The sequence below is a fragment of the Cupriavidus sp. H19C3 genome (assembly GCF_049393815.1).
Lineage (GTDB): Bacteria > Pseudomonadota > Gammaproteobacteria > Burkholderiales > Burkholderiaceae > Cupriavidus.
Genome location: NZ_CP184986.1, coordinates 1597668 through 1611027, shown reverse-complemented (window position 1 = coordinate 1611027; position 13360 = coordinate 1597668). Strand labels below are relative to the sequence as shown.

At 66.1% G+C, this 13360-nt stretch carries 11 protein-coding genes; 3 read left to right on the top strand and 8 right to left on the bottom strand.

Translation table 11 applies throughout. The features are described 5' to 3' along the window. Positions 1–37: 37 nt before the first annotated feature. Together DFLDMN_RS26790 and DFLDMN_RS26785 are read right to left on the bottom strand one after the other, a co-directional pair. Positions 38–2083 carry a pyridoxamine 5'-phosphate oxidase family protein gene (locus tag DFLDMN_RS26790; RefSeq protein ID WP_423198771.1) on the bottom strand — a complete coding sequence of 682 codons (2046 nt, stop codon included), beginning with the start codon at positions 2081–2083 and terminating at the stop codon, positions 38–40. 71 nt (positions 2084–2154) lie between these two features. Beyond that, the gene (locus tag DFLDMN_RS26785) at positions 2155–2766 is read right to left on the bottom strand and encodes a glutathione S-transferase family protein (RefSeq protein ID WP_423198770.1); all 612 of its coding nucleotides are present in this window, start codon (positions 2764–2766) and stop codon (positions 2155–2157) included. Positions 2767–3039: 273 nt separating this feature from the next. Here DFLDMN_RS26785 and DFLDMN_RS26780 point away from each other — a divergent pair, with 273 nt between their 5' ends. Beyond that, on the top strand, positions 3040–3225 hold the full coding sequence (locus DFLDMN_RS26780; protein WP_423198769.1) for a hypothetical protein: 186 nt from the start codon (positions 3040–3042) through the stop codon (positions 3223–3225). A 176-nt stretch (positions 3226–3401) separates the two neighbouring features. Here the strand turns inward: DFLDMN_RS26780 and egtB are convergent, their stop codons facing one another. From egtB to DFLDMN_RS26750, 6 genes are all read right to left on the bottom strand, one after another. After that, a complete protein-coding gene (egtB, locus tag DFLDMN_RS26775) occupies positions 3402–5600 on the bottom strand; it encodes an ergothioneine biosynthesis protein EgtB (RefSeq protein ID WP_423198768.1) in 2199 nt (732 codons plus the stop codon). A gap of 87 nt (positions 5601–5687) precedes the next feature. Next, complete coding sequence (locus DFLDMN_RS26770) at positions 5688–6065, bottom strand: DUF427 domain-containing protein (protein ID WP_423198767.1); 378 nt, start codon at positions 6063–6065, stop codon at positions 5688–5690. 306 nt (positions 6066–6371) lie between these two features. Next, positions 6372–8135, bottom strand: a complete 1764-nt coding sequence (locus DFLDMN_RS26765) for a SulP family inorganic anion transporter (protein WP_423200588.1) — start codon at positions 8133–8135, stop codon at positions 6372–6374. A 252-nt stretch (positions 8136–8387) separates the two neighbouring features. Then, the gene (locus DFLDMN_RS26760; protein ID WP_423198766.1) at positions 8388–9302 is read right to left on the bottom strand and encodes a transporter; all 915 of its coding nucleotides are present in this window, start codon (positions 9300–9302) and stop codon (positions 8388–8390) included. Between the two features lie 199 nt (positions 9303–9501). Beyond that, a complete protein-coding gene (locus DFLDMN_RS26755; protein WP_423200587.1) occupies positions 9502–10185 on the bottom strand; it encodes a GntR family transcriptional regulator in 684 nt (227 codons plus the stop codon). Between the two features lie 47 nt (positions 10186–10232). After that, complete coding sequence (locus DFLDMN_RS26750) at positions 10233–10973, bottom strand: TerC family protein (RefSeq protein ID WP_423198765.1); 741 nt, start codon at positions 10971–10973, stop codon at positions 10233–10235. Between the two features lie 223 nt (positions 10974–11196). Between DFLDMN_RS26750 and DFLDMN_RS26745 the strand changes: the two genes are divergently transcribed. Both DFLDMN_RS26745 and DFLDMN_RS26740 read left to right on the top strand, forming a co-directional pair. Then, positions 11197–12213 (top strand): 2-dehydropantoate 2-reductase, encoded by a 1017-nt coding sequence (locus DFLDMN_RS26745; RefSeq protein WP_423198764.1) that lies wholly within the window; start codon positions 11197–11199, stop codon positions 12211–12213. 287 nt (positions 12214–12500) lie between these two features. Then, positions 12501–13259 carry a GntR family transcriptional regulator gene (locus DFLDMN_RS26740; protein WP_423198763.1) on the top strand — a complete coding sequence of 253 codons (759 nt, stop codon included), beginning with the start codon at positions 12501–12503 and terminating at the stop codon, positions 13257–13259. Positions 13260–13360 lie beyond the last annotated feature (101 nt).

The window sequence follows — 13360 nt, the reverse complement described above, 5'->3', positions numbered from 1 at the left end:
GCGTGCCGCGCCACATACGCGCGGCGCGCGCATCGCCTTACAGGTCCAGATGCAGCGGCGCACTGCCGGCCGCCGGCACCGCGCAGCAGATCAATGCCTGGCCCTCCGGCACGTCGAATTCGGGCGGCGTGGCATAGGTCACCGCGCCCTGCGCCACGCGCGTGCGGCAACTGCCGCAACTGCCACCACGGCAGCCGAACTCGGGCTGAAGGCCGCGCTGTTCCGCCAGCTCCAGCAGCGAGCCAGCGCCAGGATGCCAGCGGGCTTCCTTGGCGGATTGCACGAATACTACCGGCACCGGTTCGGCGGCAGGTGCGGCGGCGGCCTTGTCCGCCGCGCGCGTATCGCGGTGGCGCGTGAGCGACGATGCGCCAAAGGCTTCCGCATGGATGCGCGCGTCGGCCACGTTGAGCGCGCGCAGGTCATCGTAGATCGACTGCATGAACGCGGTGGGTCCGCACAGGTAGAAGTCGTAGTCGTCGAAGGGCAGATGCGCGCGCAGGACGTCGATATCGATGCGGCCGGACTCGTCGTAGTCCTCGCCGATGCGTGCGCCGGTCGGGTCGCTGAGCAGGCGTACCACCTCGATCGCCCCGTTGCCGTGCGCCTGCAGCGTGGCCAGTTCCGCCGAGAACGCGCGCTCCGCGAGCGTGCGCGCCGCGTGGAAGAAATAGGTCGGCCGCACGCGTTGCTTGCGTTTGCCCTCGTACACGATATGCCGCAGCATCGCGAGCATCGGCGTCACGCCGATACCGGCCGCGAGCAGCACCACCGGACGCTTCTCGGCGGGATCGACCGTGAATGCACCGCCGGGCGCGCGCGTCTCGATGATGTCGCCGACCTGTACGTGGTCGTGCAGATGGCGCGAGACCAGGCCCTCGCGCTTGACGCTGATGCGATAGGCGGGATCGGACGGCGCTACCGACAGCGTGTAGGTGCGGGTCACCGGCTGGTCCTCGCCCGGCAGCGCCACGCGGATCGGCAGGAACTGGCCGGCACGGTGGGCGATCTGGCCCGCACCGTCAGCCGGCTCCAGATGGAAAGACCGCACCACGCTGCTTTCCTCCACGATGCGCGTCACGCGGAACGGCCGCCAGCGGTTGGCCAGCGCGGCCGCCCGCAGGCGGTCGGCCGCCTCGCTCCAGTTGCCAGTCAGCAGCGAACTCGGCGAAGCGCCGTCGTGCCGTTGCGCCCAGCGCATCGGCAACGCCTGCTCGCGCCGCACGATGATCTCGGGAATAAAGCGCCAGAGACGTTCGGCCCCCTGAAAGGCCGCGATTTCGGGCGAGTCCAGCAAGACCTCGGCGCGCCCGCTCATCTGCAGCAGTTCACCGGTGTTGAAATCGGCAAACGTCACGCCGGCCACGGGATTGGCCATCAGGTTGCCGAGCGTGTTGAAGAACAGGTTGCCGGCAAAGTCGGGAATCGTCAGCCCGCCATCGGCATCGAGGCGCACGAAGCCTGGCTTGCCGCCCCGGTGCGACACGTCGACCTGCCGGCCTTCGTCGTCACGATCGACATACGACGCCACGAAGAATGTGTCGGCACCGGCAATCAGCGCACGCGCGCGCGCGTCGAGGGCCGTGAGCCGCTGCGGCGCGACGTCGGTCTGTACCGCGGGATCGCGGGTGAACTCGATCGCGCGCAGCTGGATGTAACGCGGACAGTTGCCAAAGCTGTGCACCACGGCGAGATGGGAAAGCGCCCCGGCGGCATGACGCAGCACGCCATTGACGCGATTGCGCCGCCGCGTGGCGAGGTCGATGCCGAGCATGCCGATCGCGGCGCCGTCTTCCAGCCCGGCATCGGCCGGGTCGGCGGCTTCCCGCGCAATTCCGAGGTCGAGCCGGCGCGGGTCGGGCGACGCCAGGAAGCCCGGCCGACCGGCGCGCAGCGTGGCCCATACCCGGCCGTCGAGCGCCACCGTGCCCAGCACGACGAATGGCAGCTGCGCATAGAACTCGCGATGCTGGTCGGGCATGTAGTCGCGAATATAGCGGCGACCGACATCGTCCATTTTGGCGAGTACGCCCGTGCGCGACTGCAGGGCGAGTTCTCCGGCGTGCCAGGGGAGGGTGGGCATGATGGCTCCTGTTGCGTGGCGATCGTGGGGCGTGGCCACGGTGAGGTCGTGATTCAGTGGCGTGCCAGTGGTCAGGCGGCGAGGCCGACCGGCGTACGCTGAAATTCCACGAACCCCGGCAGCGCTTCCACGCGGGCCAGCCACTGACGGACGTTGGCGTAGTCGCTCAGGTCGACAAAGCCCTCCGGTGCCCGCGCCGTATAGCTGTACAGCGCCACGTCCGCCACGGTCGGGTGATCGGCGGCAATCCAGGTGCGGCCGGAGAGCGCGTCGTCGATGCGCTTGAGCACCACGTGCGCGCGGCTGACCACCGTGTCGCGGTCCAGCGGCGCGGCAAAGACCGTAATCAGGCGGGCGGCCGCCGGGCCCGCGGCCAGATCGCCGGCGGCGACCGATAGCCAGCGCTGGACCGCGGCGGCTTCGGCCGGCGTCTCGGGCAGCCAGTCGGTTTTGCCGAACTTCTTGCTCAGGTAGACCAGGATCGCGTTCGAATCCGGCACCGCCAGATCGCCATCCTCCAGCACCGGCAACTGGCCAAACGGGTTCAGCTTCAGAAACGCGGGTTCCTTGTGCGCACGCTTGGACAGGTCGACCTCGACCAGTTCGACCGGCTGCCCGATCAGCGACAGGAAGAGGCGGGCGCGGTGCGAGTGGCCGGACAGGGGATGGTGATAGAGCTTCATGATGGCTTTTTCCTTTGGTTGTGGATTTCGCACGTAATGTCGTGCTGGAAACCATCATAGAGCGAGCGTAGCCGGCGAAAAATGGCGTGGGCGCGAAGGTATTGTTCTTGTTTCAAGAAGAATGACGACGCCATGTGAGCGATCGTACGTGGCTGTGCCGCCACATGTTGCGCAGCCCACACTACGCACTATTACCTAATGCTGCATTGCGACAATCTTTTTGCTACAATTCGGGAAAACCCCATAAGGGTTATCCCTGAAAGGAAGGAAGCCATGAACACCCAATCCGATATCAAGATGACCGACCAACTCGAACGCGATCTGATCGAGCGCGAGCTGGGGACCCAAAGCCTGGGCTTTGCCAACGACGTCAAGCGCGTGATCGCCGCCGTGCAAGGCATCTTCACCCGTCTGCAAAGCGAAGCGCGCAAGGCCAAGGTGGTCTACGCCAACGGCTGATCGGCATCTGTCGAATCGATAACGGCACACCGGGGCCATCCCCGGCATGCCTGACGTGAAACCGGCCCGCCGCACACTCAATGGTGTGCGGCGGGCCGGTTTTGTTTTTTGCGGCGCAGCAAGCCGGGGGGCTGGGGCCGCTCGCGGGTCTGCCGTCGGGAACGACGGCAGCGGACTTACTGCCCGATCAGCTCGAACACGCCGAACTCCGGTGCCTCGCTGACCCACTGGCGCGCGACCGTCCAGCCGGCCCGGGCGGCGAGCTCGGAGAACGATGCCGGCGTGAACTTGTGCGAGTTCTCGGTATGCAGACGCTCGCCGCGCCGGAACGTAAACGACTGCCCCGCCGCATGGACGATCTGGTCGACCCGGCTGACCAGATGCATCTCGATGCGGCGATGGGCCTCGTTCCAGATCGCGAGGTGGTCGAACGTGTCGGGATCGAAGCTGCCATCGAGCTCGCGGTTGATGCGCGCCAGCAGGTTCTTGTTGAACTGTGCCGTCACGCCTTCCGCATCGTCGTACGCACGCAGCAGCGTGGGCAGGTCCTTGACCATGTCCGCGCCGACGATCATGCGCGCATCGGCGCCGAGCATCTCGCGCGCATTGCGCAGGAAGCGGACGGCATCGTCGTGCGTGAAGTTACCGATGGTCGAGCCCGGGAAGAAGCCGACGCGCGGGCGCTGGCGTGCCGCGGCCGGCAGCGCGAACGGTCGCGTGAAGTCGGCTTCGAGCGGATGCACCGCCAGCGCCGGATAGCGCCCGGTCAGGCGTGCCGCCGCACCGGCCAGCGCGTCGCCGCTGATATCGATCGCCACATAGGTATCGATGCGGTCGCTGGCGCCCAGCAGCAGGTTGGTCTTCTCGCTGGCGCCGCTGCCGAACTCGATCAGCGCGGTACCGGCCGGAAACGACGCGACGATATCCGTGGCGATGCGCGCGAGCAGCGCGGATTCCGTGCGCGTCGGGTAGTACTCGGGCGTACGGCAGATGGCCTCGAACAGGGCGGACCCGGCGGCGTCGTAGAAGTACTTCGGCGACATCGACTTGGCATGGCCCGCCAGGCCGATACGGACGTCGCGGGCAAAGGCTTCCCTGAACGCATCGTTGCTGGCCGCGTCCTCGTCCGCGGGGAATGGGGCCACGGAGCCGGGATCGCGCGCGAGCCGCACGCCGGCGAACATCCAGCGCATATGCGGATAGAAAAAGTTGCGGTACGACGGGCGCGAATGCCCGGGCGGCGTCACGCTGGCGCCGCCGCGCAGCACCAGCTGGCTGACCATGAACTTGCCGTTGTATTCCCCAATCGCGTCCATCGAGGCGCGGAAGCCGGGGTAAGGGCCATAGGCGGTCTGCGTCCACTGCCAGGCCACGGTATCGGCCTGCGTCAGCACGCCCGCATGCGCGCTGATTTCCCATTCGGCTTCCGTCGGCAGGCGCATGCCCGCCCAGCGCGCGTACGCGTTGGCTTCGTAGTAGCTCACGTGCACGACCGGCGCATCCCAGTCGATCGAACGCAACCCGCCTAGCGTCATTTCCTGCCAGCCTTTGTCGGAGTGCTCCCAGTACAGCGGAGCCGCGAGCTCGCCGGCCTTCACGCGTGCCCAGCCATCGGCCAGCCACAGCTCGGGCTTCTGGTAGCCGCCATCGTTGATAAAGCGCAGCCACTCGCCATTGGTCACGAGCCGGTCGCTGATCTCGAACGGCGCCAGATAGGTCTGGTGGCGCGGCAGTTCGTTGTCGAACGCGAATGCGCCGTGGCGATGGCTCCCGTTGTTGTCGCTCTCGTTGCCGATCTCGACCAGGCCCCCCTCCATGCGCACGAAGCGCCCGCGCCCGGCAGCGCGGTCGCGCGGCCAGCGTGCGTCGTAGGCGGGCCTGAGCGGCGATTGCGCAAACAGATGGAGAATGTCCATCAGCAGCAATTCCTGGTGCTGCTCTTCATGCGCCAGGCCCAGGTCCATCAGGGCGGCAAGTTCCTGCGCCGGATGGCTGTCCAGCAGCGCGAGCATATGCGCATCGACGTGGGCGCGATAGGCCATGACCTGGTCGACCGTGGGTCGGCTCAGCAGGCCGCGGAACGGACGGGGCTGGCGCGGGCCGAGCGCTTCGTAGTACGAATTGAAGAGGTAGCTGAAACTCGCGTCGTATGGCTGGTAGCCGCGCAGTTTTGGCATCAGCATGAAAGTTTCGAAAAACCACGTCGTATGGCCGAGGTGCCATTTGGCGGGACTGGCATCGGGCATCGACTGGATGGCCATATCCTCGGGATTGAGCGGTTCGACGAGGGAAAGCGTGCGCTGGCGGACGTCAAGAAAACGCGCATGCAGCGGGTTTGCGTGCCCTGCGGGCACGCTCTGGTGTTGCAATGCCATGGTGTCGCGTTGTAGTTGTTAGAACATGGTTGCCAGGACGCCGCGCGTCCCAGGGCGTCGGGTGGCCGCAGGTGGCCGCGGGTGGCATCAGGTGCTGACTTCGATGCTGTCGACCCGATCGGGATAGAACGCCAGATGTCCCGCGATGGCGGAGACAGCTTCGTAGGGGGCTTCGTAGGTCCACACCGCATTGTTGCCACGCGCGCCGCCCAGGGGAATGCTGTAGTACGCGCAGTCTCCCTTGTACGGACAATACGTCGTGTGCATGGTACGCGAAAGCTGCGACATGTCAGCATCCTCGCGCGGGATGTAATGCACCGCGGGGTAAGTCGCTTCCTTCAGTGTAAGTGCCCGGCGGCTGTCCGCGATCACGCGTCCGCCCGCGGTGACGACCACGCGGCCGTTGACTGCCTTGATGTCGATGGGATGATCGGGACCAGGCACCTTGACGGTCTTGCCTTGCATGGCGGCCTCCTCGTCTGGGGTAGAAAAGAGATGGCGCGGCAAGCGCCGCGCCCCGTGTCATACCGGCATTCGGGACGAACAGTCTACCCCTGCCTGACGACACTAATGAGAAAAAACCGCCACGGAGGTGACGCGAGGCCGGAAGGAGAGAAGAGCCCCGGCCTCAGGGAGCACGATATCAAGCCCGCGTGCGCTGAAAAAGCGTCGGAGCGGAACACACTTTTCGCCTTTGTAAAACAATGCGGCATTCCGCGCCGTTCAGACGGTATGTTCGGCCAGAATGCTCACCCGAAATCGCATGCCGGCCTATGGTGTCGTCCGCGCTGGTGTGGTCCCGGCTGATGTGGTCCCGCTTGGTGTGGTCCCGGTTGGTGCCGGCGCATTGCAGTCCGGTGCGGCGTTCGTGGCCGCGTCGGCCAGAAAGGCGTCGACGGCCGCCGCGACCGTGGTGCCCCGGCCAAAGTCCCCGATATGCGCATCGACGCCTTCCGCGCGCAGCATGTCGCGCGCGCCCGCGTGTGCCGACACGACGCGCAGCGCGATATTCGCGGCCTGCAGTTCCTTGAACAGTGCCGCCAGCATGACGGCCCCGGCAAGGTCCACCACCGGGCAGGCCGAAAGATCGCATATGACGAGTCGCGGCGGCTCGGCTGCGGTATCGATGCACTGCCGCACCGCATTGCGCACATGCTCGACATTGAAGTAGAGCAGCGACGCTTCCGGCCGCACGATCAGCACGCCCGGTATGGCCTCGTTCTCCGGGTGGCGCTCGAGGTCGGAGTAGATCTGCGTACCGGGAATGCGGCCCAGCACGGCTACGTGCGGATGCGCGGCACGACGGATGATCATCAGCATCGATACCAGCACGGCCACGATCACGCCTTTCAGGATGCCGAGCAGCAGCACCGCGGCAAAGGCCACCATCGAGACCAGGAATTCGTATCGGCTGACGTGCCAGACATGACGCAGCTCGCGGATATCGACCAGCCCCTTGACCGCCACCAGCACGATGGCTGCCAGCACCACGGTCGGCAGGTTGGCCAGCAGGCCGGTCAGGAACAGCAGGCACAGCCCGATGGTGACGGAGGCGAAGATGAGTGCCAGCGGAGTACGCGCGCCCGCGCGGTCGTTGACGGTCGACTGGGACAAGCCCCCTGCCACGGGATAGCCCTGGAACAGCGCCGCGCCGAGGTTTGCCGCGCCGAGCGCAAGCAGCTCCTGCCGCGCATCGATGTCATCGCCATGCGCCTGCGCAATGGCGCGCGCCGCGGACACGCTTTCCACATAGGACAACAGCAGGCATGCAAATGCGAGCGCGACGACACCGTCCGCGTCGCGCGGCCGCAGCGCGGGCAAGGTCAACGCCGGCAGGCCTTCGGGAATGGCGCCGACGAGCTTGAAGCCGAACGTGCCAAGCGGCGTGACCGACAGCAGCACGATCGACGTCACCACCACGAGCAGGGCAATGGGGCGGCCCGGCAGAAATTTTTCGCCCAGCATCAACACCGCGATGGCCGCGAGTCCGAACGCGAGCACGGTCAGGTTCGTGTGTGGCAGCTGCTGGCCCAGTATGACGATGCGCTCGAAGAAAAACTCGCCGCCGCCCTTTACGCCGAACAGCTTGGGCAGTTGGGTCAATGCGATGGTCAGCGCGGCGCCGGCCTTGAAGCCCAGCAGGATGGTCTGGCTGATGAAGTTCACCAGCGAACTCAGCCGGAAGGCCCACGCCAGCACGCACATGGCGGCGACCAGCAACGCAGTCAGCGAGGCAATCGATGCCCAGCGGCCGGGATCTCCCGCCGCCATGCCGGCGATGCTCACGCCGACCAGCATCGAGATGGCCGAGGTGGGCCCGATGGCGAGCTGCCGCGACGAGGCGAACAACGCGTAGAACAGTCCGCCCGCCAGGTAGCAATAGATGCCGTATTGCGGCGGTAGCCCGGCCAGCGATGCATAGGCCAGCGACACGGGGATGCCGTACGCGGCCAGCGTGACACCCGCGATGGCGTCGCGAGCGAGCCATTCGGGCCGGTACGTCGCGAGCCAGCGCGCGGGGGGAAACCAGCGCATCGCCGGCTCGGCACGCCCACCCGCAGGCCTCGGTTCGGTGGAAAGCGTGGTGTCGTCCATGGTCTGCGCCTCGATGCCGGAAGTCCCCCTTGCGGGGCTGGCCGCCAGCCAGGTGCCGCCGGAAGCGGTGTGCTGGCGCTGCGGCTGCTTCAACCTCCCGGAAGCCAGGCCGCCATCTGAAACCTAGTCGAGGCGCCACCGATGGCGTTGATCCAGGTCAGGGAAGCGGCACCGCACGGTGATGCTTTGGTCTCAGTCGATCCAGCGATACTGAATGGTCAGGGCGATTGATCGGTAGTCGCCACCCGTGCGCGTGATCCATCCGCGCGACGCACTCACCCGTGCCGACCAGGCGCGTGCGAGCGGAACGGACAAGGTGAGCCCGTAGCGCGTATTGGAGCGCCGGTCGGCGCCGTCGACGCCATTCACGGCGGTTTGGCCGCCGCTGTAGAAACCCACGTCGGCGGCAAGCCAGAGGCCTTGCCGGAACTGATAGCCGCCATGCAGCTGAAGCACGCCCAGCGGGCGCTGGCTGCGCTCGCGGCCGCCGAGAAACGCGTCGTTGGTGGTGTAGAACCAGACACCGGCGGAGCCTTCCGCGAACCAGTTGCCCCATGGCCACGAGATGCCCAGCTCGGGCTTGATCGCCCACCGGTTGGCGCCGATGTTGACCAGCCGGTCCGGATGGTACTGCCCCGTGGGCGCGACGACGGTCACGCTGGCGCCGACCGTGGTGCCGGGCGGGTCCGCGAAAAAGGCCTCGGGCGCGCGCGCGGGGCCGCCCACGAGGTTGGCGGCCAGCCGCAGCGCGGCGTCGCCGATGCCGGCCCGGTACACGCTGTCGGGCGCGTCAGGCGCATTGCCGGAAATATTGCCGGAAATATTGCCAGATACGTGGCCGCGGCTATAGGGCAGGACCACCCCGACCGATGCGGTGCGCCCGAACAGATCGAATACCTGCACGTAGGCGAGCGAGACAAGGTCGATCCTGGCCTGCACGTCCGTAATGGGCAGGGAAGGGTCCGTCAGCACATCGCCGCCGAGCCGCGTGTACGACGCCAGCAGGTAATGGGTGCCCACCGGCGCGGGCGAATAGGCACGTGGCTCCAGTTCCTGCGCCCAGCCGGAACTGGCCACCGCACCGAGGCATGCTGCAAGGCAGGGCAACAGGCATCGCAAACGTATCGTCACCGTGTACGCGCGGCGGGCCGCGAGTCAGACCAGGAGTCCAAACAGAACCTTCAGCCTGCCGGTCGGATGTTTCGCTTCAGACTAGATCCGGTCCTGGTCCGGCGCTTGCGATAGATCAATCATCGACCCTTCCACGCCGCCTCACGGGCCTGCCTGATCTACCTACCTAACTAACCTAACGCGATTGTTCCTCGACCCAGAGCGACAGGCGCACCTTGTAGGCCTGCTGGATATGGCGGCGTGCGATCTGCTCCGCCTGGGCGGGATTGCGCGCTTCGAGCGCCTCCACCAGCGCCATGTGTTCCTCGTACGAGCCGCGCGCGCGGCCCGGCACCGCCAGCGTGGAGCGGCCCAGCAGCGCCATCGATTCATGCAACGTGCGCAGCGTCTTGAGCAGGTAGCGGTTATGCGCGCAGCGGTGCAGCGTCTCGTGGAACAGGCGGTTGTTGGCCACCAGCCGGTCGGGGTTCTCGGCCAGCAGCAGGTCGCGTTCGACGATATCGCGCAGCAGCGAGATCTCGACATCGGTGGCATGGCGGGCGGCGAGTGCGGCGGCCGTGGCTTCGAGCACCTCGCGCATGACGTACATCTCGCTGACCATGCTGGCATCGAGCTGCGTGACCATCATGCCGCGATTGGGCTCGTTGACGACCAGGCCTTCGGACTCTAGCCGCGACAGCGCCTCGCGTACCGGCGTGCGTGACAGGCCGAGCGATTCGGCGAGTTCGACTTCGCGCAGGCGCGTGCCGGGGGAGAGCTGACCGGCCTGGATGGCCGCGCGCAATTGCTGGTAGGCGCGCTCGGACCGCGGGAGCGAAGCCTGGGCGCCGTCGTTGCCGGCGAGATCGGGAGGAAGCATGGACATGGGGTATGCGTGACTGCCAGCGCTGATGATAACCGCTCGCGCTACGTTGGCTTGCGCTTGCGGCGCCGCGCCAGCATGTTCAATCCTTCCACCGCCGTCGAAAATGCCATCGCCGTGTAGATATAGCCCTTGGGCACGTGGTGGCCGAGCCCGTCCGCGATCAGCGTCATGCCTATCATGATCAGGAAAGCGAGCGCCAGCATCACGATGGTCGGATTGCGGTTGATGAAGTTGGCCAGCGGCGCCGCGGCAAAGAGCATGACGGTGACGGCCACGATCACGGCGATGAACATGATCGGCACATGGTCGGTCATGCCGACCGCCGTGATGATGCTGTCGATCGAGAACACCAGGTCGAGCACCAGAATCTGCCCGATCGCCGCGGTAAAGCTTGGCACCGCGCGCAGGGCGGTGGCCTCGTCCTCATGCTCGGGGTCCGGCGCCACGTGCTGGTGGATTTCGCGCGTCGCTTTCCAGACCAGGAACGCGCCGCCCGCGATCAGGATGATGTCGCGCCAGGAAATGCCCTTGCCGAGGATGGTGAACACCGGCTGGGTCAGCGAAACGATGATGGCGATGGTCGCCAGCAGCCCGAGGCGCATGAACAGCGCCAGCCCGATACCGGTACGCCGCGCCTTTTCGCGCATGTCTTCCGGCAGCTTGTTGGTGAGGATGGAAATGAAGATGAGGTTGTCGATCCCGAGGACGACCTCCATCGCGATCAGTGTGGCCAGCGCGGCCCAGGCGGCGGGGTCGCGGGCGAGGTCCAGCAGCGATTCCATACGAACTCCTGGCGGGGTGGGGGCTCGGGTGGCAAGCGGACGACAGCACGATGGTGACAGCGCGATGGTAACGCAGCGCCGGTCCGGGGCGTACCAGGCAATGTCTGACAGACCACTCTCGAACGCGGCTGGCGAGGGAAAGATTGAGGTTGTCCTTGCGTCTTCTGGAATATAGTATGTGATATATCAAAACATACCATCACACGCTACGAGGAGACCAAGCATGAAGATTTGTATCTACGGCGCCGGGGCCATCGGCGGCTATATGGGCGCACAGCTGGCCCTGGCGGGGGCCGACGTCAGCTTCATCGCGCGCGGACCGCACCTGGCCGCGATGCAGGCCAACGGGGTGCGCCTGCAGATTGAAGGAGAGGAGCGCGTGGCCAAGGTCCGTTGCACCAGCGATCCGCGCGAACTGGGGCCGCAGGACTACGTGTTCATCACGCTGAAGGCGCATCAGGTGCCGGGCGTGGTGGACCTGATGCAGCCGCTGCTCGGTCCCGAGACGGCGGTGGTAACCGGTGTGAACGGGATTCCCTACTGGTATTTCTACAAGCATGGCGGCGAATTCGCCGGCACCACGCTCGAGAGCGTGGACCCGGGCGGCAAGCAGTGGCAGGGGCTCGGGCCCGAGCGCGCGATCGGCTGCGTGCTGTATCCGGCCGCCGAGATCGTTGCACCGGGCGAGATCCGTCACGTCTACGGCAAGAAATTCCCGATCGGGGAGCCGGACGGCAGCCGTTCGGCACGCGTCGAGCGGCTGGCCGCGATGATGGTTGCCGCCGATCTCGATGCGCCCGTGCGCGACAACATCCGCGACGAGATCTGGCTCAAGCTGTGGGGCAACCTGTGCTTCAACCCGATCAGCGCGCTGACCCATGGCACGCTCGACATCATTACGTCCGACCCGGCCACGCGCGCGCTGTCGCGCCAGATGATGCTGGAAGCCAAGGACATCGCCGAGCGCTTTGGCGTGCATTTTCGCGTGGATGTCGAGCGCCGTATCGATGGCGCCGGCGCGGTGGGCGCGCACAAGACGTCGATGCTGCAGGACCTGGAGGCCGGCCGCGCCATGGAAATCGACCCGCTGCTGACCGTGGTGCAGGAGATGGGCCGGCTGATCCAGCAGCCGACGCCGATGATCGATGCAGTGCTGGGCCTGATCAAGCAGCGCGACCGCATGGCCCAGGTCGCCCTGGCGGGCAGTGCGGTGCCGGTCCCCGTCGCCAAGGCTGCCTGACGGCGAGAATAGTGTGTGGCGAGGACAATGCGCCTCGACAATGCGCCCAGGTTGTGCATCCCGGCATCGCGCATCGCCAGCAGGCGCCCCCAGCAGTGCCTTCGTTGTGATATACCATATACGACAGGCCGGTTTCGTCCCTTGTCCATCCGGGTGATGCGACAATACGCCAAATTGATGAGCGGAACGTATGACGCCATGCCAAACTGGCCTTATGACGTTCACGGGACGAGTGCTATCGGATGCCAGACCGGCGTCCGGGGTACCGGCCACTGACGAGTGCATTCATGTCTGCCCAAAGCCAAACCGAAGTCCAGCCACAAGGCGCCCAGTCGCACCCCTCGCAGGGCGCACAGCCCCCCGGCCTGTCGCTGTCGTTGCAGCCGATCAATGCGGGCGCCAGCCTGCGCGACCAGGCCTACGCCATGCTGCGCCAGGCCATTGCCGACGCCGATATCTACCAGTCGCGCGAAGAAGTACGGCTCGACGAGCGCGTCCTCTCCGAAGCGCTGGGCGTGAGCCGCACTCCCATCCGCGAGGCCATGACGCTGCTGGAGCAGGAAGGGTTCCTGCGCACGGTGCCGCGGCGCGGGATCTACATCACGCGCAAGACCAAACGCGAGATCGTCGAGATGATCCAGGTCTGGGCCGCGCTGGAGAGCATGGCTGCGCGCCTCGCCACGCAGCATGCGACCGATGCCGAAATCAGCAAGCTGCGGCATATGTTCGATAGTTTCCGCGATGCCACGCCGGCCGAGCATATCGAGGAATACTCCGACGCCAACATCGCTTTCCACCAGGCGATCGTGCAGCTGTCGAAGTCCCAGATCATCATGGACCAGATCAAGAACATCTTTGTCCATGTGCGCGCGATCCGGAAAATGACGATCTCGCAGAGCGACCGCGCGGCACGCTCGATCGTCGACCACCTGCGCATCATCGAGGCGCTGGAGACGCGCGATACCGAACTGGCCGAACGGCTGGTGCGCCAGCATTCGCTCGACCTGGCCGATTACGTCGAAAAGAACTGCGACTTCCTCGACTGAGGGCACTGAACGCCTGGACCCTGAAAGGTTCTCCCAGCCCCAACACCTTCGGGTCGTTGGGGCTTTTTCTTTTGACCCGCCTCCCCGTGCGGACGCGCGCC